This window comes from Gilliamella sp. BG1, from assembly GCF_046635625.1.
Lineage (GTDB): Bacteria > Pseudomonadota > Gammaproteobacteria > Enterobacterales > Orbaceae > Gilliamella > Gilliamella bombi.
Window position 1 is genome coordinate 85444 of sequence record NZ_JBIDFG010000001.1, and the last position, 20655, is coordinate 106098.

General features: G+C 35.5%; 19 protein-coding genes, 2 pseudogenes and 1 riboswitch. Of the genes and pseudogenes, 12 read left to right on the top strand and 9 right to left on the bottom strand.

Going from position 1 to position 20655, the window contains the following annotated elements; all coding sequences use genetic code 11:
* Window positions 1-132: 132 nt before the first annotated feature.
* Genes purB through ACGH80_RS00380 form a run of 5 tightly spaced genes read left to right on the top strand, consistent with a single transcriptional unit; the run spans window position 133 to window position 4226 of the window.
* Window positions 133-1494 carry an adenylosuccinate lyase gene (gene purB / locus ACGH80_RS00360; protein ID WP_174798856.1) on the top strand — a complete coding sequence of 454 codons (1362 nt, stop codon included), beginning with the start codon at window positions 133-135 and terminating at the stop codon, window positions 1492-1494.
* On the top strand, window positions 1491-2015 hold the full coding sequence (locus ACGH80_RS00365; protein ID WP_081296750.1) for a GNAT family N-acetyltransferase: 525 nt from the start codon (window positions 1491-1493) through the stop codon (window positions 2013-2015). Before purB ends, ACGH80_RS00365 begins: the two co-directional genes overlap by 4 nt.
* Window positions 2012-2794 (top strand): amino acid ABC transporter substrate-binding protein, encoded by a 783-nt coding sequence (locus tag ACGH80_RS00370; RefSeq protein WP_411630372.1) that lies wholly within the window; start codon window positions 2012-2014, stop codon window positions 2792-2794. The genes ACGH80_RS00365 and ACGH80_RS00370 overlap by 4 nt, the downstream gene beginning before the upstream one ends.
* Window positions 2791-3462 (top strand): amino acid ABC transporter permease, encoded by a 672-nt coding sequence (locus ACGH80_RS00375; protein ID WP_034910372.1) that lies wholly within the window; start codon window positions 2791-2793, stop codon window positions 3460-3462. The genes ACGH80_RS00370 and ACGH80_RS00375 overlap by 4 nt, the downstream gene beginning before the upstream one ends.
* 11 nt (window positions 3463-3473) lie before the next feature.
* Complete coding sequence (locus ACGH80_RS00380; RefSeq protein ID WP_085163860.1) at window positions 3474-4226, top strand: amino acid ABC transporter ATP-binding protein; 753 nt, start codon at window positions 3474-3476, stop codon at window positions 4224-4226.
* 37 nt (window positions 4227-4263) lie between these two features.
* On the opposite strand, the gene ACGH80_RS00385 is transcribed toward ACGH80_RS00380, so the two are convergent.
* On the bottom strand, window positions 4264-5622 hold the full coding sequence (locus ACGH80_RS00385; RefSeq protein ID WP_411630373.1) for an MmgE/PrpD family protein: 1359 nt from the start codon (window positions 5620-5622) through the stop codon (window positions 4264-4266).
* Window positions 5623-5859: 237 nt separating this feature from the next.
* Here ACGH80_RS00385 and folK point away from each other — a divergent pair, with 237 nt between their 5' ends.
* From folK to gluQRS, 3 genes are all read left to right on the top strand, one after another.
* Complete coding sequence (gene folK / locus ACGH80_RS00390) at window positions 5860-6345, top strand: 2-amino-4-hydroxy-6-hydroxymethyldihydropteridine diphosphokinase (RefSeq protein WP_034910368.1); 486 nt, start codon at window positions 5860-5862, stop codon at window positions 6343-6345.
* Between the two features lie 135 nt (window positions 6346-6480).
* Window positions 6481-6936 (top strand): RNA polymerase-binding protein DksA, encoded by a 456-nt coding sequence (dksA, locus tag ACGH80_RS00395; RefSeq protein ID WP_065606514.1) that lies wholly within the window; start codon window positions 6481-6483, stop codon window positions 6934-6936.
* A gap of 33 nt (window positions 6937-6969) precedes the next feature.
* On the top strand, window positions 6970-7860 hold the full coding sequence (gene gluQRS / locus ACGH80_RS00400; RefSeq protein WP_174798853.1) for a tRNA glutamyl-Q(34) synthetase GluQRS: 891 nt from the start codon (window positions 6970-6972) through the stop codon (window positions 7858-7860).
* Here the strand turns inward: gluQRS and moaA are convergent.
* From moaA to nirB, 5 genes are all read right to left on the bottom strand, one after another.
* A complete protein-coding gene (moaA, locus tag ACGH80_RS00405) occupies window positions 7840-8814 on the bottom strand; it encodes a GTP 3',8-cyclase MoaA (RefSeq protein ID WP_174798852.1) in 975 nt (324 codons plus the stop codon). The genes gluQRS and moaA overlap by 21 nt on opposite strands.
* Window positions 8811-8932: riboswitch (molybdenum cofactor riboswitch) on the bottom strand. (Overlaps the previous gene by 4 nt.)
* A gap of 400 nt (window positions 8933-9332) precedes the next feature.
* The gene (cysG, locus tag ACGH80_RS00410) at window positions 9333-10706 is read right to left on the bottom strand and encodes a siroheme synthase CysG (protein ID WP_065609364.1); all 1374 of its coding nucleotides are present in this window, start codon (window positions 10704-10706) and stop codon (window positions 9333-9335) included.
* Window positions 10707-10934: 228 nt separating this feature from the next.
* Complete coding sequence (gene nirC / locus ACGH80_RS00415) at window positions 10935-11702, bottom strand: nitrite transporter NirC (RefSeq protein ID WP_411630374.1); 768 nt, start codon at window positions 11700-11702, stop codon at window positions 10935-10937.
* Between the two features lie 27 nt (window positions 11703-11729).
* A complete protein-coding gene (nirD, locus tag ACGH80_RS00420; RefSeq protein ID WP_065589658.1) occupies window positions 11730-12062 on the bottom strand; it encodes a nitrite reductase small subunit NirD in 333 nt (110 codons plus the stop codon).
* A gap of 1 nt (window position 12063) precedes the next feature.
* On the bottom strand, window positions 12064-14586 hold the full coding sequence (gene nirB / locus ACGH80_RS00425) for a nitrite reductase large subunit NirB (RefSeq protein ID WP_411630375.1): 2523 nt from the start codon (window positions 14584-14586) through the stop codon (window positions 12064-12066).
* A gap of 206 nt (window positions 14587-14792) precedes the next feature.
* On the opposite strand from nirB, the gene ACGH80_RS00430 reads away from it, so the two are divergent.
* The 3 genes from ACGH80_RS00430 to ACGH80_RS00440 all read left to right on the top strand — a co-directional run bounded on the left by ACGH80_RS00430 (window position 14793) and on the right by ACGH80_RS00440 (window position 17631).
* The gene (locus tag ACGH80_RS00430) at window positions 14793-15290 is read left to right on the top strand and encodes a MarR family winged helix-turn-helix transcriptional regulator (RefSeq protein ID WP_085164529.1); all 498 of its coding nucleotides are present in this window, start codon (window positions 14793-14795) and stop codon (window positions 15288-15290) included.
* A 74-nt stretch (window positions 15291-15364) separates the two neighbouring features.
* Entirely contained in the window at window positions 15365-16477 is a 1113-nt protein-coding gene (locus ACGH80_RS00435) for an HlyD family secretion protein (protein WP_411578224.1), read from the top strand.
* Complete coding sequence (locus ACGH80_RS00440) at window positions 16474-17631, top strand: ABC transporter permease (RefSeq protein WP_218055832.1); 1158 nt, start codon at window positions 16474-16476, stop codon at window positions 17629-17631. The genes ACGH80_RS00435 and ACGH80_RS00440 overlap by 4 nt, the downstream gene beginning before the upstream one ends.
* Window positions 17632-17903: 272 nt before the next feature.
* On the opposite strand, the gene ACGH80_RS00445 is transcribed toward ACGH80_RS00440, so the two are convergent.
* From ACGH80_RS00445 to ACGH80_RS00455, 3 genes and pseudogenes are all read right to left on the bottom strand, one after another.
* Complete coding sequence (locus ACGH80_RS00445; protein WP_034910350.1) at window positions 17904-18206, bottom strand: hypothetical protein; 303 nt, start codon at window positions 18204-18206, stop codon at window positions 17904-17906.
* A gap of 236 nt (window positions 18207-18442) precedes the next feature.
* Window positions 18443-19333: pseudogene (locus ACGH80_RS00450) on the bottom strand (IS30 family transposase); the annotation flags it as partial.
* A 135-nt stretch (window positions 19334-19468) separates the two neighbouring features.
* A pseudogene (locus tag ACGH80_RS00455) lies at window positions 19469-19903 on the bottom strand (class II fructose-bisphosphate aldolase); the annotation flags it as partial.
* 201 nt (window positions 19904-20104) lie between these two features.
* Between ACGH80_RS00455 and gntK the strand changes: the two are divergent.
* Complete coding sequence (gene gntK, locus ACGH80_RS00460; protein ID WP_065589962.1) at window positions 20105-20632, top strand: gluconokinase; 528 nt, start codon at window positions 20105-20107, stop codon at window positions 20630-20632.
* Window positions 20633-20655: the final 23 nt, after the last annotated feature.

Below are 20655 nucleotides of genomic sequence, written 5' to 3' on the forward strand. Positions count from 1 at the left end.
TACACCTCCCCCCTTCTCATTAGTATTTTATTCCATTTGGTTATATCAATAGAAAAACAGATTATTAGACGATACTGCAATAATTACTAATAATTATTAAGTAAGATAGTAACAATTATTGAGGATAGTTTGGTGGCGTCACATATTTTAGATTTTTTAATTTTGGGCAATAACTTTGGTACTAACGAAATGAGAGCAATTTGGTCAGAGACAAATCGCTTGCAAAAACAGGTCGATGTCGAAGTTGCTTTAGCTAAAGCGGAAGGCGAGTTAGGCGTTATTCCAATTGAAGCAGCCAATTCAATCATATCCAAAGCCGATGCATCTAAATTATCAATTGAACAAATTGCCGAAGAAGCAGCTAAAGCCAAACATTCGTTAATGTCAACAATTAATGCACTGCAAAAACAAGTCGGTGATGCGGGTCAATATATTCATTACGGCGCAACTACACAAGATATCGTCGATACTGCAACTGTTTTACAATTAAAACAATCTTTTACTGTAATTGAACGCGATAGCAAACTAGTGGCACTAGAACTAAAACGTTTAGCTAAAAAGTATCAGTATTTACCCATGGTTGGACGAACCCATGGCATGCAAGCACTCCCTACAACCTTTGGTTTTAAACTTGCCGTATGGTTAGATGAATTTATTCGGCACTTACAACGTTTAAGTGAAATCAAACAGCGAGTATTAGTCGGTAATATTAGTGGTGCAATTTGTACTTATGCCTCAATGGGCAAGTTAGGACCACAAGTTGAAACGCGTGCTTTAACAATACTGGGACTAAATACCCCTAATATCGGTTGGCAAGCAGCTCGTGACCGTTTTTCTGAATATGCATCAGTCATTGCGCTAATTAGTGGCACATTAGGTAAAATGGGCAATGAATTTTACAACTTAATGCGTACCGAAATTAACGAAGTTGAAGAACCGTTCTCGGAAGGAAAAATAGGTTCAACTACCATGCCGCATAAACGCAACCCAGCGGCATTAGAAGGTTTAGCCAGTTTGACAGCTCCACTTTTAAAAAGTGTCGCATTAATTCACGAATCAATGAAAGTTGAACATGAACGCGATGCCATGAGTTGGCGAGCCGAATGGATCGCACTACCAGAAATTAACCTTTATATTTCAGCACAATTACAGACAGCCCTTGCCGTACTTAAAGGACTTAAAATCAATGCAGAAAAAATGTTGATCAATTTATCACTACAAAATGGTTTACTACTATCTGAAAAAGTGATGTTTGAAATCGGCAAACGATTAGGCAAACAAACTGCACATAATTTAGTTTACCAAAGCGCCATGAAAGCATTTGAACAAAATCGACCATTTAAAGATATATTATTAGAAGATCCACGTTTAAATAAAGAATTCACCGAATCCGAACTTGATGCTTGGTTAGATCCAATTAGCTATATTGGCTCTGCACCTGAAAAAGTAGCACAAGTTATTCAATATGCTGAACAGTGTGGAGTATTAGCATGAGCTTTCGCTTAATCACTCATAAAGACATTCCTGCTTATCAGGCGCTATTGCATAATGCTTATCAATCCACCACTCAATTAGGCATCCATTTTGTCGCAGCAACAGTCACGCAATCGCAAATTGCTGACCATATTAATTCCAATGCCGTGTATCTATTTGAAAAAGAAGGTGATCTACTATCAACCTTAAGTATTCGCTTTCCATGGGGTAATAACCCAGGACCTTATGGGTTACCGCATTTAGGTTGGTTTGCAACAGCGCCACAATATAAAGGCAAAGGTTATGGTAATGCATTATGGGATTTTGTTGAACAGCAAATTCTAATTAACCAACTAAAATTACCTGCTGTCACGTTAGGCACTGCTGCAAATCATCCATGGCTTGCCCAAACTTATATTAATAGAGGCTATAAAAAAATAGGGCAAGCTAATTTAACACTCGATCATACCACACTTTATTTTGAAAAAATCTTAAATCATAAAAACTATACCGAATGGAAAAAAAGGAGTAATAAACAATGAAAAAAATAAGCAAGTTACTGTCCGCTCTTTTATTAACTAGCCTAGCCTTAATTGGTTGTGATAATAAATCCAATCACCAAGTAACAGAGCAAAATGTCATTAAAGTGGGCTCCACAGGACAAAGCTATCCAAACGGTTATAAACAAGATGGCAATTTAGTCGGATTTGATGTTGAAGTTACTGAAGCAATTGCTAACGAATTAGGCTATAAAGTCGAATGGATCATTGCTGAATTTGGTGGCTTAATGGGGCAATTTGATTCAGGGCGTTTAGATACTATTGCCAATGCAGTTGCGGTTACAGATGCTCGTCAAGCCAAATATGATTTTTCCAATACCTATAGCCTTTACGGTAGCCAAGTTGTTACCCACAAAGATAACAACGATATTAAGCAATTATCTGATTTTAAAGGTAAAACCATTGCTGGTGTGCTAGGCTCAAATCATATAAACAATCTAAAAAAAGCCTTTCCTAACAACGAAATAACAATCAAGACCTATGAAACACGAGATGGTGCAATGTATGACACGGAGTATCGACGAGTTGATGGTTATGTCAATTCTAAGCCAATATTACTGGCTGAAATTAAGCGTAAAAACCTACCGTTTAAATTAGTGGGTGAGCCAATTACTATTGAGCACGTTGCTTTTCCATTTAGTAAAGATGAAAAATGCCAAGCACTACGTGAAAAATTCAATCAAGCCATCGAAAAGTTACGCACCAATGGCACATTGAAAAACCTTGCAATTAAATATTTTGGTGAAGATATTACCCTATGAATTTTAATGTAAACTATTTTTTAAGTGTATTTCCGCAGATATTACCTTATCTGCCTGTTACACTTTTTATTACCATCATATCGATTATGTTTGCCATTATATTTGGACTTGCGATTGCACTATTACGTAGCAATAAAATAATCATTATCGATTCGTTTTTTGCACTGTTTATTTCACTGTTTCGAGGAATACCTTCTGTTGTTTTACTGTTTATTATTTATTATGGATTACCACAAATTTTTCCTGTTTTAAAACAAATGGGCGCTACAACAGCAGCCATTATCTGCTTCAGTTTAAAATATTCGTCCTATTTAGCTGAAATTTTCCGAGCAAGTTTAAAGTCCGTTGATCAGGGGCAGAAAGAGGCAGGAATAACCGTTGGTTTAAGTAAAATACAAGTTTATCGAGGTATTATACTACCACAAGCTATGGTCAATGCTCTACCAAACGCCGGCAATATGTTCATTTCATTACTTAAAGATTCGTCTGTTGCCTTTTTTGTTGGCGTGCAAGAACTATTAGCATCGGGGAAAATGTTAACTGCTAACTCATTCCTCTACTTCGAAACCTATCTAGCTGTAGGTATTGTTTACTGGCTAACTGTTGTTGCCTATTCTTGGATACAAAAACAATTAGAGCAAAAGCTCAGTATACCTTATCATCGTTAAGGAGTAAGGTTATGATTTCTGTTTCGCATTTATCTAAACGTTTTGCAAATAATGAAGTATTAAAAGACATCAACTTAAATATAAAACAAGGTGAAGTTGTTGCCATTATTGGCCCATCAGGCTCAGGAAAATCAACTCTGTTACGTTGTTTAAATTTACTAGAAAAACCAAATACAGGCACTATCAAAATAGGAACTGTATCACTTAATAGTAAGCATTATAGTATTAAAGAAGAAAGCAACTTACGAAAACAGTCCGCTATGGTTTTTCAACACTATAATTTATTTAAAAATAAAACAGCATTAGAAAATATAACTTATCCATTAATTGTTGGTCAAAAAATGGATAAAACCAAAGCAAAACAACAAGGATTATCATTATTAGAACGAGTCGGTATGTTGCCATACGCAACACAATATCCCATCACTTTATCGGGTGGTCAACAACAACGTGTTGCAATTGCAAGAGCTTTAGCTGTTAAACCAAATGTATTATTATTTGATGAACCGACTTCTGCACTCGATCCTGAGCGAGTACACGAAGTATTGCAAGTCATGCTACAGCTAGCAAAAGAACGTATTACTATGATTATAGTAACGCATGAAATGGAGTTTGCTAAGTACGTTGCAGATAGAATTATCTTTATGGCTGAAGGAATGATTATCGAAGAGGGATCAGCAAAATCAGTCATCGATAATCCTCAAAATGAAATTACGCAACGATTTTTACGCCAGCTAACTGACGAAATTGATTTTGAAATTTAGTTAAAAACTATACTAACTAATGATAATAATTTAACATTTAAAGAGTAAATAAATAAGATAATAGAAATTGACGAATATCTAAACCTTTTGCTAGTTTATGAATATCTGTTAATAATTGCTCTGCTTTAGCTTGATCTTTAATCGCTGAATGCAATTTTAACGACATTTCAGTTTGGCTATATGGGTTTTTAGGAGAACCTTTGGGAATATCAATACGCTGACTTATCTTTTTACCATTTTTAAGAAAAATATCAATAATTACATAACGCCCATTATAAGCTTCTGGATGTGGCGTAAGATGCGTTTGATAACTTCGTTTCATCTTCTGCATTAATTGTTTTATTGCATTTGAAATAGGTTGTGATGAAAACTGCTCAAAACCAAGTGGCAATCCTAAAAGAGTTAATGCTAAAACATATTCAGCCGAAAAACGTCCTTGCTGCGCCAATGAAGGGGTTTTATATATCAGTGCAGCATCACTATTTGGCGGTGCAAAATAAATAACAATATTATTAATATTATCAAATTCAAAGCTAAGATTTTGGTAAAGTAATTGACCCGCATCAGCAATATAAGCAGCAGCTGAACAATAAGAATAATTTTTAAACCATAATCCGGGATCCACAATCTTCCAAGTTTTACCCCAATGACTTAAATCAAAATGTGTATTACCTTGCCCATAAATAGCCAAAAAACCTAATTTATCATCTAAAAAATCTTGATCGGCATGTATACCAGCTCTTAACCATTCAACAGATTGTACAGCATGCTGTGCTGCTAGTCCTGCATGTAAAAATTTGATCGGAGTACCCATTAACAAACGCATTCCTGATGCTTGTGTAGCTGCTAATGTTAATGCCTGTGATAAAAAAGGTTCATCATAGAGATAACAAATAGCAGCAGTGGCAGCAATTCCACCCAAAGTAATAGTTGCATGCCAACCTTTTTCATAATGCTGTGGATTAACACTTTTACCCAACAAAGCCATCACTTCGATACCAATAACATAAGCCGTTAAAAAACGCCGACTATCAACCTTTTGTTCAATACTATCTAATCGAACACTAGCAATAAGAGCGGATAAAATAACGGCTGAGGGGTGGCCTCTAACATCTGAATGTACATCATCATAATCTAAACAATGCGCTTGGAAGCCATTAAAAAGTGCTGCTTGCCTTGCCGTAGCTAACTTTTTTTGACCAATCAGCAAAGCTCTAGTATTTCCACCCTCATCTGCTATCCATGCTAGTAATTTATGAACATCATCTTCCTGACAAGCTTGTAAACTACAGGCAAAATAATCGGTTATCCCCTTGATAGCACAATCAATAACTTGAGGATCACTGATTATTGAAGTATTTTTTATTAAAAAACTTAATTGTTGACCTGAATTCATTTTATATTCTCAATAAATACAATAACTAATAAAAATAACCATTTAATAAAATAATTTGCTTTACCATAGGTAACATAATGAAAAATAGATAAAAAGTTAAAGATTATATGGTTATATTTTTATAACACAAAGTCATAAGCATGAATCTATTTATATAATCATTCTTGGCAATTGTTTTTATGTGCTAAGATATTGCCATTCAATTATATTTAATATCACAAAAAAATAAGTCTAATTATGTCAATTTGTTATGTTGCTTTAGGGAGCAACCTTGAAGATCCGTTTGCACAAGCTAATCGTGCTATTGAATCATTACGCTGTTTACCTAGCACAAAAGTGGTAGATATTTCACCATTTTACCGAAGTAAGCCCTTAGGGCCACAAGATCAAAATGATTATCTTAATGCAGTAATTAAACTGACGACAAGCTTATCGCCTATAGCATTGCTTGATGAACTACAAGCTATTGAAAAAGCACAAGGACGCGTACGCAAAGATAATCGTTGGGGCGCTAGAACCCTAGATTTAGATATTTTACTTTATGATGACTTAGTCATTAATAATGAAAGACTTACTATCCCTCATTATCATATGAAAAATAGAGAATTTGTCCTCTATCCACTATTTGATATCAGTCCTGAACTTATTTTCCCCGATAACGACAAATTGTACGATTTAGTAGCTAAATGCCCTGAAAATGGATTAAAAAAGTGGAATAATTAATTATCTTTATTAATAACATATAGTTGTACTATTTTTTTATTTTTTAATTATAAAAATGATAAAAAAAATTTGCCAAAGGCTGAATTATTGCTATAGTTTAGCGCTTTCAAATAATCTTTACTTAAGGGGATTGCAGTGAAAAAGGAACAAAAAGTAAATACATCTTCTCTTAGCCTGCTTTCAATTGCTGGGCTTGAGCCTTATAAAGAGGCAAAAGACGAGGAGTACATGAACCCTAAGCAATTGAAACATTTCAAACTTATTTTAGAAGCTTGGCTAACACAGCTACAAGGTGAAATGGGAAAAACAGTTACACATATGCAAGATGAAGCAGCGAACTTTCCAGATCCGGCTGACCGAGCAACACAAGAAGAAGAATTCAGCCTTGAATTACGTGCTCGAGATAGAGAAAGAAGACTCATCAAAAAAATTGAAAAAACGTTAAAGAAAATCGAATCAGACGATTTTGGTTATTGTGAATCTTGTGGTGTTGAAATTGGAATTCGCCGTTTAGAAGCAAGACCAACAGCCGATTTATGTATTGATTGTAAAACGCTTGCTGAACTTCGCGAAAAACAAATGGGTATGTGATCCCAGTTTTATCTATCATTCCAAATCAGACCTATGCATTATATCGGTCGTTTTGCCCCTTCGCCATCTGGACCATTACATTTCGGTTCGTTGGTAACGGCTCTTGGTAGTTATCTCCAAGCTAAATCTTGTCGTGGTAAATGGCTTGTCCGTATCGAAGATATCGACCCACCACGAGAAGTCAAAGGGGCATCATCACTTATATTAAAAACGCTTGAAGCGCTTAATTTATATTGGGATGATACAGTCTTGTATCAATCATCTTGCAGTGAGCGTTACCGCACTGTTTTAAAAACACTAATAGATAAACAACAAGCCTATTATTGTGACTGTACTAGACAACGAATTCAAAACCTAACAAATGGTATTTACGATAACTTTTGTCGTGAACGACATTTATCTATCAATAATAAGCAACAAGTTGCTATACGTTTAAAACAAAATCATCCTATTTTTCAATTTAAAGATCAGATTCGTGGCTTACAAACAGTTGAAAAAGCAAGTGCGCAAGAAGATTTTATTATTCACCGCAAAGACGGCTTATTTGCCTATAACTTAGTGGTAGTTTTAGACGATCATGAACAAGGAATTACCGAAATTGTTCGTGGCGCGGATCTTTTACCTGTTACTGCAAAACAAATCTCACTATATCAACTGCTTGGTTTTTCTGTGCCAGGTTACAGCCATTTACCACTAGTATTAGATAAAAATGGCAATAAACTATCAAAACAAAATCATGCTAGCCCGATTGATTTAAACAATTTTAAAGCGTTAACCGTCCAGGCTTTACAGTTTCTAGGACAATATGTGCCAGAAGATTGGCAAGACGCCACTCAAAAACAGTTACTAGATTGGGCTATACAACATTGGCAAATTGACAATGTCCCAAAACAAAACAGCCAATTATCCACCGATATAAGATAAATTAGGGGTGAGCCCTACACGATGATTATGTAACAAATGCTTTTCTGGTTTAATCATTAATGAAGCAAGAATTCTTGCTTTTAATTGTTGTTTCTGTTCTGAGCTTTCCAACAAATCACGTAAATCAACCGCCGCATCACCAAATAGGCAGTAATGTAATTTACCGATAGATGATACACGTAATCGATTGCAACTTTTACAAAAATCTTTTGAATAGGGCATAATCAAACCAATTTTTCCTTGATAGTCGCTGTGCACATAAATCTTAGCAGGACCTGATAATGGTTTTTTGGGTTGTAACTCCCACCCCTGCGCAATTAATTGTGTTTCAATAAAACTACCAGACAAGTGATAACGATTGAATGTATCGTTGCTTTCGCCTGTTTCCATAAGTTCAATAAAGCGCAACTCTACTGGAATATCTTTAATCCATAACAAATAATCATTTAAATTATCATTCATATTTTTCATCAAAACAGTGTTAATTTTGACTTTTTTTATACCTACTTCTAACGATTTATCAACACACTGCAGTAATTCTTTAAGCTTATCTTGACCAGTAATTAATTTAAATAAATGGGGAGTAAAACTATCAATACTAATATTAATCGCATTTAAACCAGCTTGATGCCAATGGTGAATATTTTTTAATAAACGCGAACCATTGGTCGTAATAGCGAGTTCTTTCACGCTGGGATAGGAAGATATGAGCGATAAGATATCAATAAAATCGCGACGCAAAGTGGGTTCACCACCCGTTAACCGAATTTTACGCACACCAAGTTCAGTAAATGTTGCCACAACATGATTAATCTCACTGAGCGACAAAAATTTATGTTCCTTGTTAGGCTGATAACCACTTGGTAAACAGTACTGACACTGAAAATTACACAGCTCGGTAATCGACAAACGTAGATATTGAAATCGACGCTGATAATTATCAACTAATTGCATATATACATTAAACACCTTATCCAAATCGGGAAGCATAACCATTTCTGCGTTATACCGCGGCTAATCCACCATATGAAAATATCACTTAGGAAAAAAAGCTTCAGAGTTTGGTTCAGTCTAGCATAGGCTTTATTTTTTGACTATGAGCAAAGTGATTTTTATAACGTATCTTCTTATTGAACAATTAAAACAGTAACGCTTTCCTAAAATAACACCGCCAAAACAAGAAAGTTTTTATAAAAAATCCTCAGATAGATAATTGATTTTATTTTTTCGTTTTAAATTAAAATGAAACACTTACTGGACGGTGTTTCATTTTGTTAGTAGCGAATTTTGTTCTTTATTTTAGAAAAAAGCGCTTTTACTATCTAACTGCAATAGTGCGTATTTGCGATCTCCCTAGGCTTAGAGTCACATTATACTATGAAGTGTTAATCGTATTTTATGCTTATATTAAACTCTATTACACATTAAAAAGGCTCCATTAAAACATGGACAGATCAAACCTTTAGCACCCACTAACACTCAGAAAACCAATTTAGTTTTTCCCGTAATGCAACAACAGGCCCAATAATAATTAAACTAGGACTACAGGCTTGCAAAGATAATTGTGCTAAATCGCATAACTGGCCCGATATTACTTTTTGTTTCGTTGTTGTGCCTTCTTCAACAATTACAATTGGCGTATTTGCATTCATACCGTATTTAATTAATTGTTTTTCGATGTTACTGGCTTGAGATAATCCCATATAAAAAACTAATGTTTGCTTTTCAGCGGCTAAACTCTTCCAGTCAAGGTGACTACCATCTTTCAAATGACCAGTAATTAAACGTACGCTATGAGCATAATCTCGATGCGTTAATGGGATCCCACTATATGCAGAACAACCTGAAGCTGCTGTAATTCCTGGTACTACAGAAAATGGAATATCGGCGTTAAATAATGTTTCGAGCTCTTCACCACCTCGACCAAAAATAAAAGGATCTCCACCTTTTAAACGTACAACACGCTTACCTTTTTTAGCTTGTTGTAAAAGAATCTGATTTATTTGTTCTTGAGGTACACAATGAAAACCTGCTCGTTTACCAACAAAAATACGTTGAGCATCGCGACGAGTTAGATTCATAATTTCATCCGATACTAATCTATCATAGACAATAATATCTGCTTGTTGGATTTGCTGTAATCCCTTTAAAGTCAACAAGCCCGCATCACCTGGGCCAGCACCAACTAACACAACCTCACCACGGGAATCAAGTGATGTATCAAATAGCTCATTGGTGAGTTTTTCAACATGATCTGAATCGCTATTAGCAATCGCTTGAGCTAACCTATCATGAGAAAATAGCCTTTCCCAAAAACGACGACGTTCCGTCACTGTTTGATAGGTTGTTTTAACTTTATTACGTAAATAACCGGCATATTTAGCTAATTTGCCTAAATGTTGAGGTAAAATGGACTCTAGTTTTTCACGCAATAATCGAGCCAAAACAGGAGCATGCCCTTCTGAAGAGACAGCAACCATAATAGGGGAACGATCAATAATTGAGGGCATAATAAAACTCGCATCTTTTGGAGAATCAACCACATTACAAAAAATACGCCTTTTTTCCGTCTCAATACTCACTCTTTGATTAGTTTCCTGACAGTCTGTTGCCGCAATAACTAACCATTTATCATCCAGTAATTCAGCATTAAACTCCCCTTGAACTAAAACTAGTTGTTTTTGTTCATTCCAGCATATGAATTGCTCGTTAAATTCATGCGCATTGACAGTTAAGCGGGCACCAGCTTCAAGTAATAATCGAGCTTTACGTTCAGCAACTTCACCGCCACCGACTAATAAGCAATCACGGTTTTCTAGCTTACAAAATAAGGGGAAATAATCCATAACACCTCAAAATAAAACATTATCTGTTTAAAAATTTATTAACAACTAACCTCTAATAATAGAAATTTATTAATTATCCTATTGTTAATTGCTTCGTTATTTTTTTATCACTAATTATGATTAAAACCAAATATAATCCTAATTAATTTAACGTCTTTGGGGGATTGCTTACCATGCTTTCCCCCTTATATTGGTTATTTTAACCACACTTACTAAATTAAACAGCTATTAAGGTCGATCTTCTTTGGGGGTTGAATACCAGTATCCCAGTCCCATAAATAATGCACCAGAAACAAGATTTCCTAATGAAACCCATAATAGATTATGACCAATTCCAGCTAATGTGTAAGCATCGCTATGATGACCAAACCACGAAAGTGAAAAAAGTGTCATGTTCGCAACGGAGTGTTCATAACCACAAGCAATAAATGCTAACAAACACCACCAAATAGCGATAAACTTTGCCGAACCTTCAACTCGATTAGCCATCCAAATCGCTAAACAAACTAACCAGTTACATAAAATACCCCTAAAAAATAATGCCGAAGCTGAAGCAGATGTTTTTGCTAAAGCCGCTGCATGAACCAAACTAGTATCCGTCGATAATAGGGGTGTTGCAGCATAAAAATACAATGCAGCAACAAAAATTGAGCCTAATAAATTTCCTAACCATGTTTGTGGCAATACTGTCCACATTTGAGTATTAGTAATTTTTTTGCATTTTACTCCTAGGGTTAAAAACATGGTATGCCCTGTAAATAATTCAGAGCCTGCAATTACAACCAATGTTAAAGCAATACCAAACGTTGCTCCCATAAGTAAAGGTCTTATTGATGGTTCAACAAGGTTTCCTAAAGTAAAAATCAAAATAATACCTATTCCTACATAAGCCCCAGCCATAGCAGAACTTAGCCAAAAACCAAATGGGTTCGTTTTTGCCAAACGAACAATACGCGCAGCATTTGCTGCACATTTATTAATTGTCTCTGTATACATAATTAATTTATCCTTTTAAAAATACATTTAGCGCGACTTTACTTGTACGATCCCATCGTCATTAACATCTACTTCATAATGAGGGATTGAATATTGTTCATCTTCAAAACAATAACCATCTTTTAAACGAAAGCGTTGCTTTTTAAGCGGACTTGCCACCCATAACTCATTTTCATGTTCTGCTATAATGCCTCGGGATAAAACACTTGCCTTAGCAAATGGATCAATATTACTAATCGCATAAAGCTCAGCATTATTATAAGGGCGAAAAATAGCCACATGATCATTACCAACAAGTGCACAAACTCCTGTGCCAGGTAAAATCTCATCAAGTTTACAAATAGTTATCCATTGACTCATATTATTCCCCTAACATTACTTTACGTTCTTCTGCTGTTGCTGGGCGATGCTGATCACGCTCAGGTACGATTTGGACATTCTCATCACGTTTGTTACTATTAATAAAATGAGAAAATCGAATTTGACCTTCTGTATTTTCAACAGCTTCCTTCCATTCACATACCATTAATTTACGTAAGCGTGTCATTTCACTTTCTAACTCAGCATTTATGCCTAATTTATCGTCAATAATAACACTACGTAAATAATCAATACCGCCATCTAAATTTTCAAGCCAGACTGACGTCCGTTGTAATTTATCTGCGGTACGAATATAAAACATAAGGAAACGATCAATATATCGAATTAGTGTATTTTTATCGAGATCAGCAGCAAGTAAATCAGCATGACGAGGCTTCATACCACCATTACCACACACATAAAGATTCCATCCCTTTTCAGTAGCAATAACACCAATATCTTTACCTTGAGCTTCGGCACATTCACGCGTACAACCTGATACGCCTAGTTTAAATTTATGTGGTGCACGAATGCCTTTATAACGGTTTTCTAGCTCAACGCCCAAACCAACACTATCTCCGACACCGAATCGACACCAAGTACTACCTACACAGGTTTTTGCCATTCTCAATGCTTTGGCATAAGCATGACCACTCTCAAAACCAGCCTCAATAAGCTCCTTCCAAATAGCAGGAAGATCGTCTTTTTGTGCTCCAAATAAGCCAATGCGCTGTGAACCAGTAATTTTAGAATAGAGCTGATATTTTTTAGCTATTTGACCAACAGCAATTAATCCTTCTGGAGTAATTTCACCACCAGCACTACGCGGAATTATCGAATAAGTACCATTTTTTTGAATATTACCTAAGAAAATATCATTACTATCTTGTAGAGGAATCAAATTATCTTTAAGAATATAATCATTCCAACATGAAGCTAATAAAGATCCGACGGTAGGTTTACAAATTTCACAGCCATAACCTTTACCATGTTTTTTAATCACTTGCTCAAAAGACGTTAGGCCCTCAACACGGATAAGATGATATAACTCCTGACGAGAGTATTTAAAATGTCCGCATAATGCATGGCTGACCTCAATGCCTTGTTTAGCTAACTCTAAATTAAGAATTTGTGTAACAAGTGGAATGCAGCCTCCACACCCAGTCCCAGCTTTAGTTTCAGCTTTTATTGTTGCAACCGTATGACAACCAGCATTAATGGCATTAACAATTTTTTCTTTAGTCACATCAAAACAAGAGCAAATCTGTGCTGAATCGGGAAGCGCATCAACACCCATAGCTGGTTTTGCTCCTGCATGTGCAGGCAGTATCAACGTATCTGGATGTTCAGGTAGATCCATATCATTAAGCATTAATTGCAATAAATTACTATAATCTGACGTATCGCCAACCAATACCGCACCCAAGAGTTTTTTATTATCATTCGAAACAACCAATTTTTTATAAACTGGCGTTGTTTCATCTAAATAAACATAACTATGACACCCTATTGTTTTTGCTTTAGCATCGCCAATGCTACCGACATCGACTCCCATCAGCTTTAGCTTAGCGCTCATATCGGCGCCTTCAAATTTATCTGTTTGTCCCATTAAATGCGCTAAGGCTATCTGAGCCATTTTGTAGCCCGGTGCAACTAAACCAAAAACCTTGTTTTGCCAACAAGCACATTCACCAATAGCATAAATATCAGGATCCGAAGTTTGGCAATAATCATTAATAACAATTCCCCCACGAGGACCGATTTCTAACTCGCATTCTTGAGCTAATTTATCATTTGCTCTAATGCCAGTTGAAAAAACAATAAAATCGACTTCAAGTGCAGAGCCATCCGCAAATTGCATGATTTTCCCAGCAGGTGTATGAATAATTTCTTGAGTATTTTTACTGGTGTGAACACCTACCCCCATCTCCTCAATTTTACGACGCAGTTGTTCTCCACCCTGAACATCCAACTGTTCGGCCATAAGCACTGGAGCAAACTCAACCACATGCGTTTCCATACCTAAGTTTTTTAAAGCTCCAGCAGCCTCAAGTCCAAGCAATCCACCACCTACAACAGCGCCTTTTTGACAACGCTTTGCACATTCCTGAATAGCATCAAGATCTTCAATCGTACGATAAACAAAACAATCCGAACCATTAGCACCTTTAATCGGTGGTACCCAAGGATAAGATCCTGTCGCAATAATCAATTTATCATAAGCAACAATTCGCCCTTGTTGAGAATGAATCTCCTTACGCTGACGATTAATTAAAATAGCCCGTTCATTAAGTAAGACTTTAATATTATTCTCTTCGTATAAACCTTCGCGAACTAGAGAAAGCGCTTCTGCTGTGTGACCAGAAAAATAAGAAGAAAGATGTACCCGATCATAGGCAAGACGAGGTTCTTCACAAAAAATAGTAATATTGAATTGATTGGGCTGCATTTTATCAATTAACTCTTCAATAAAACGATGCCCAACCATCCCATTACCAATAATAACGAGGTTGGTTTTACTCATACATAACTCCAATTTTAATTTAATTAAATTGCTAAAAAATTTTAATTTAATAACATTGTATGAAACTGTGCATAGAATATAATTACCCTCAAGGATTACTACTTTAGTAGTATTTAAATATCAACTTGCTAAAACGCACTTAAAATAATTGCCAATTTTAACTAAACCAGTATAATTAGCCGACTAAATAAATTGAGTAATAAAAATTGAATTACAATTCAAGAAAGCTGCCTTCACGTGAAACCTTAGCTCGAGCGCAAAGATTTAACGATGACATCGTTGATGTTTCTGGTGTTGATCTGGTTTTGAGCTTAATAACAACGGCCGATCTAATTCGTGCTAATATCTATGCGCAATTAGATAAAGATTACGGCGTTTCTGAAGGTAAGTTTGCCTTATTGATGTCATTGTTTTCAGAAGGTGAAACCTGTGCCAGTGATCTTGCTTTACGCATTGGTGTCACACCTGCGACAGTATCAGTAATGGTTAAACGAATGCTGGCAGCGCCAGAGCCTTTAATCTCGATGTCAAAAAGTGGTGATGATGGTCGTTCTCGATTAATCACTTTAACACATACAGGCGAAAAGCTGATTCAAAATGCATTACCCAATCACCTAAAATCAATTCGCGCTTTTGCACAAGTACTCAATTCGCAAGAACAAGAGTCTTTAATATTGATGTTACGTAAATTATTACGAAAATAACGGACTTTAATCATTAAAGTTCTTCATTTCACTTAAATAGTTAGCTGACTAAATAAATGGAAAATAAGCTATATATGAAAAAAAATGTCAAAATTCCTGTTATCTTTTTACTCCTGCTAATCTTTGGCTCATTTTTAATCTTTTTAGGTTCAAGAAATGATGCGGTCTCGGTTGCCAAAAGCATCAAATCTGGTGTATTAACTGCCGATGAGATTAATATTGCCTTTCAAAATGTCGGCGGAAAAGTCACCAAGCGATTTGTAGAAGAATCACAAATAGTAAAAAAAGGTGATCCTTTAATGCAATTAGAAGATATCGATACCAAACTAGCTATCGATCGACTGCAAGCTTTAGTTGATAGCCAAAAGGCGGCAGTAAACCAAGAACAAAAAAATATTGAAATCACTGAAAGTGAAACCAACCTTTCAGAATTATCAACTTGGCGAAAAATAGAAGAAGTGCAAGCCAATTTAGAAGCAGCGAAATCGGCTCGATACCTAGCTAATACTGAATTTGATCGCCAAACCCAATTACGTAAATCGGGGGGAAACTCGCAGTCACAACTTGATAATGCTCGCAATGTTTTTATTAATGCAAAAATGCAAGTTATTCAAATTGAAAGCCAACTTTCTACCTTAATGATTGGTGCGACGCCTGAACAAATTAGCCAATTTGAACAAACAAAAAATGCAACAGGAATGACAATACAATCAATCTTAATTGCACGACAAAAACTGTTAAACCGCCAAAATCAATTAACACAGCTTCAATCACAACTCGCGCAAGGCGAAGCTGAATTAAAACAACTACAGCTTAATTATGATCGACTAACATTAAGAGCATCTGAAGATGGAAAAGTATTAAAACTTATGTTTGAAGATGGCGAAATGGTACCAAACGGTGCGCCAGCAGTCTTATTAGAAACCGATCGTAAATATATCGACATTTATGTGAATGAAAAAATGGTTAATGACTATCAACCAGGCACAACGGTTACAGCAAATGTAATTGCACTTAACAAAGAAGTAAAAGGAAAAGTACGTTTTGCCACCGCTGCGCCATCATTTGCTGATTTACGCATGACACGAGAACGAGGTCAAGCTGATTTAACCTCTTATCAAGTCAGAATTTACATAGAATCAATTCCTAAACTATTAACTGGAATGACACTTGAGGTTGAAAAATGATGCAAAACATCATTAAATCCATGCTTGAAGAGCTTGACGCCATGTTGTCTGGCCATTTTATACCTTATTATAAAGTTTCGCTTGGCTTAGCTGCTATTGTTTCGCTTGTTTTTTCAATTGTATTAAGTCATGGAGCTGTGTTTGAAGGAAAAATTGCGGTTATTGATCTTGATGGTTCTCATTATTCGACTGAATTAATTAGCAAAGTCAATACATCGCCTTATATTGAAGTGACAGAAGTAATAAGATCGCCAGTAAATCCAATAACATTGGTTTCACACGACCGTAATTTAGGTGTTTTATATATTCCTAAAGGTCTAGAAAAAAGCTTAAAAAAAGGCGATCAAACCGTACGCCTAGGCTATTTTGCTGATGATACAAACGATGCACAAAATGCCAAAGTACTACAAAGCCTTAATGAATATATTCCAGAATTGGGGGCTGAACTTAGTGTTGGTAAAGTTGCAGCATTAGGACTTGGTAAAGAAGGCATTGAAGCAACTTTATCACCAATGCAACTTAAAACACGATATATGTTTAATCCAGCAAGCTCGTCCACCATATCGACGATTATATATTTTGTCTACTTTTTCTCGTCACTGACTTACGGCCTAACCTCATTAATGATTATTGGCCGCTTGAAAGTAACTGGCATGTGGGAACAAACAATAGAAAGAGGACTCTTACCTTTATTAGCAAAAACAATCCCTTATGCACTATTTTTTACAACAGCATTAACGCTTATCACAGCCATACTTGTTATATTTGGACAACTGCGTTTTGACGGTAACTATTTTGCTTTTGTACCGAGCATATTTATGACAGGATTAGCATTTGGTTGGCTAGGATTGTTACTGTCTTGGAAAACTAACAACCCAGGAGAAGGCGCTGGTCGAATGATTTTCTTAGTACCTCCAGGGTTTATCATGGGCGGTTCAACAATGGCTGTGGGAATAATGCCAATTTGGACTTACTATGTCAGCCATGCTTTCCCATTAGTTTGGTTATTTAAATTTTTCCGCGATTTTGCCATGCGAGGGCGTTCACTGATTGATATGTTAGCAACTTATGGGGCTTTCATCATCTATTTAACGATTATTGCTTTTGTCGTGATGATATTTGTTGAGCGAGCAAAAAAGACAGAAAAGAACTAATTTTTGTCAAAAACTTTCAGGTAACACCTACGTTTAAGTAAAAATTTGATACAACATCACATCTTTTTTACCCCCCTAGGTGAATTTTCACCTAGGGTGAAATTTATTATTGATACCTCCTTTTGTTTTGGAGTATCACAACAATAACTTTATAAAGCTGATGCTCACTAAAGCAACTTTTCCAATCACAAAATTTAGATAACCGTGCACAATAAAATACTATTCACACAATAACTCAAATCACTTCCCCTATAAAAACTACCTTTAAGTTATCATCTAAACGATTCAAACCAAATTTCATCAAACTCTTCTTGATAACGCTGTAGTTTAAAATAAAGCGGAATACAAACTGCAATCACCGATAAAAAAGTACTCAAAACAATTATTGATAATATTTCCTTTAATTCAATATAATTAACAGCCAATAAAGCAACAATAGAATACAGGCAAAAAACAAGACTAAAAAAATAAACCGTTGGGAAAATCAATAATTCATCATTTTCTTCGATACGTTGGATGGTTCTATCCGATAATTGCATAATATAAATTTCATTACTTCCTTGCGCAGCAATCATTTGCCCCTTTTGTCCCTGATTTACCCCATCAGCAGCCAGTGCTAATGCAAGCCATGCATGGCTTTCGCTTAATTTACCTAAATTAAGATCTAATGGATAAACTTTATTTGGCGCAATTATAATTTCGCCATAAATATCAAAAAATGTCTCCTTTAAAATATTTAATGCAGAAGAAGATAAAGATGTCGTCCATAATTGATTAACTCGTTTCTTTTCAACCTGCTCGGCTTTAATTCCTAGATTACACCATGAAGTGCAATTCTTCTTAACTCCTTAGAATAAAAATCGGCAGGGCTTTTAAACTTATGCCGTTTTCTTGGGCGTATGTTCAATAGATATTGAATTTTCTTTATCTGTTTGTCGTCAACTAATGAAATGGCCGCTGACTTAGGTATAAACTGACGTATTAAGCCATTGGTGTTTTCATTTGTGCCTCTTTGCCAGCTTTTATAAGACTCTGTAAAGTACACGGTAGTATTTAAATAATGCTCAATAGCATGATGATAATTAAATTCGGTTCCATTATCAAATGTGATGTTTTTAACCATTTTTTTAAACGGCGTTAGCAATTTTATTATCATATCTCTCGTTTCGGAGGCGGTACGTTGATTAAGGCGCCCAATTAATACTAGCCCTGTTTTGCGTTCAACTAATGTCACCAATGCTTGCTTGTCTTTACGGCTAATAATCGTATCGCCCTCCCAATGTCCTCGGGTTTTCCGGCTTTCTACATAACTTGGACGTTGTTTAATTGACCGTTTATAACGGCGGTCTCCTTCTTTAATACTCGGTGCCTTACAATGCCTATAGGCTTTGCCTTTTCGCCTTAGATAAGGTTTGAATTGTTCATAGCGCGCTTTATTTTGATAAAGATAGTTATAGATTGATTGGACGCTGACTTTCTTTAAACGTGCGGCAATCTGCTCTGGGCTGTAATAAAGCATGAGATATTTTTCAACTTGACACCATACCGAAGACTCTATTGGCTTACCATTACCGCTGTTTTTTCGCCTTTTCCTAGCGAGTGTTACCGCCTCATGTGCTTGATAGGTTTGATTAGGTTTTGAGTTTCTTTTTATCTCTCGACTTATTGTCGAAGGATGTCTATTGAGTAGCTGGGCTATCTCTTTTTTATGCCATTAATAGAATGAGTTACTCAATTAAGTAATAGATTTAAAAGGTAATTTGTTGTGTTAATATGACGTATTAACCCTTTTAGATAAAAATATAAAATTTGGAGTAAAAATTAAGATACACAATTTAGCTACCGCAAGTGAATCTATTCCTGTACGTTCGACATACTCTTTTGCCGCATTGGGATCTGTAAAAGCACTATCTTTGTTATCGACAATAAGATCGTCTTCTTGCCCGCCAAGCCGCCCTAATTCGGCTTCAAAATTGGCATTATATTTATGACTAAAAACAACCATTTTACTAACTATGTCAATGTTTTCTTCAAATGGGTGATGCAAGGCATCAATCATAATCGAGCGAATTCTTGCCTCTATTTTTGTTTGAATATCACTGATATTTTTATGATGATCCAAATGTAACGCAAAAGAAAAATGGTGAATGCTTGCTGCTGTTTCACAAATACTGATTAAATATTGTATTCCTGCGTAACTATAAGTTGCTGGCTTTGCAGCAAGTATGACGGGAGATTGCATCTGTTTAGCGGTATCAATAACAACTTGGATGAAAAGCAAATAAGATTTTATATTTTTGTGATCGGAATCTATTTTTCAATAGTAACGCTCAACTAATAGATAATTTTCTATTTATTAATAATTAAAAGTAAAACCTGATCCAGATCACAAATAAACTTTTTTTATATTGCAAATAGAGGTTAGCATGTCAAAATGTTACCCGTAACTAGTTGGATGTACGAAGGATCAATAATGACTAAAAAAAATAAACAAGTTTTTGTATTAATGGGAGTATCTGGTTGTGGTAAATCAGCTGTTGCCAAACAAGTTGCTTACAATCTGGATGCTGCTTTTTTAGATGGTGATTTTTTACATCCAAAGGCTAATATTTTAAAAATGCGGAGCGGTACACCTTTAAACGATGAAGATAGAATGCCTTGGCTTAGCTTAATCAGTAATGCCGTATTTGCTATGAGTAATGTTAACGATGTCTCAATTATTATCTGTTCGGCATTAAAACGAAAATATCGAGATATTATTCGCGGTGAGAATAAAAACGTACATTTTATTTATTTGAAAGGAAGTTTCGATGTAATCGCTGAAAGACTAGCTAAACGTAAAGGACACTACCAAAAAACAGGGATGCTTCAATCCCAATTCGATACTCTAGAAGAACCAACTACTGATGAAAAAGATGTCTACAACATCAATATTGAACAACCATTAGAAAAGGTTGTGCACGATACTGAAAAAGTAATACGCACAATATGTCATTGTTAAAAAAATAGAAAAAAAATAAGACG

Coding starts and splice junctions, on each gene's coding strand:
- ACGH80_RS00445 (WP_034910350.1), bottom strand. CDS start 18,206: ATGATTGCTGCGCAAGGAAGTAATGAAATTTATATTATGCAATTATCG.
- gntK (WP_065589962.1), top strand. CDS start 20,105: ATGACTAAAAAAAATAAACAAGTTTTTGTATTAATGGGAGTATCTGGT.
- ACGH80_RS00380 (WP_085163860.1), top strand. CDS start 3,474: ATGATTTCTGTTTCGCATTTATCTAAACGTTTTGCAAATAATGAAGTA.
- gluQRS (WP_174798853.1), top strand. CDS start 6,970: ATGCATTATATCGGTCGTTTTGCCCCTTCGCCATCTGGACCATTACAT.
- folK (WP_034910368.1), top strand. CDS start 5,860: ATGTCAATTTGTTATGTTGCTTTAGGGAGCAACCTTGAAGATCCGTTT.
- moaA (WP_174798852.1), bottom strand. CDS start 8,814: ATGCAATTAGTTGATAATTATCAGCGTCGATTTCAATATCTACGTTTG.
- cysG (WP_065609364.1), bottom strand. CDS start 10,706: ATGGATTATTTCCCCTTATTTTGTAAGCTAGAAAACCGTGATTGCTTA.
- ACGH80_RS00365 (WP_081296750.1), top strand. CDS start 1,491: ATGAGCTTTCGCTTAATCACTCATAAAGACATTCCTGCTTATCAGGCG.
- ACGH80_RS00440 (WP_218055832.1), top strand. CDS start 16,474: ATGATGCAAAACATCATTAAATCCATGCTTGAAGAGCTTGACGCCATG.
- ACGH80_RS00385 (WP_411630373.1), bottom strand. CDS start 5,622: ATGAATTCAGGTCAACAATTAAGTTTTTTAATAAAAAATACTTCAATA.
- ACGH80_RS00435 (WP_411578224.1), top strand. CDS start 15,365: ATGAAAAAAAATGTCAAAATTCCTGTTATCTTTTTACTCCTGCTAATC.
- nirD (WP_065589658.1), bottom strand. CDS start 12,062: ATGAGTCAATGGATAACTATTTGTAAACTTGATGAGATTTTACCTGGC.
- nirC (WP_411630374.1), bottom strand. CDS start 11,702: ATGTATACAGAGACAATTAATAAATGTGCAGCAAATGCTGCGCGTATT.
- ACGH80_RS00370 (WP_411630372.1), top strand. CDS start 2,012: ATGAAAAAAATAAGCAAGTTACTGTCCGCTCTTTTATTAACTAGCCTA.
- nirB (WP_411630375.1), bottom strand. CDS start 14,586: ATGAGTAAAACCAACCTCGTTATTATTGGTAATGGGATGGTTGGGCAT.
- ACGH80_RS00375 (WP_034910372.1), top strand. CDS start 2,791: ATGAATTTTAATGTAAACTATTTTTTAAGTGTATTTCCGCAGATATTA.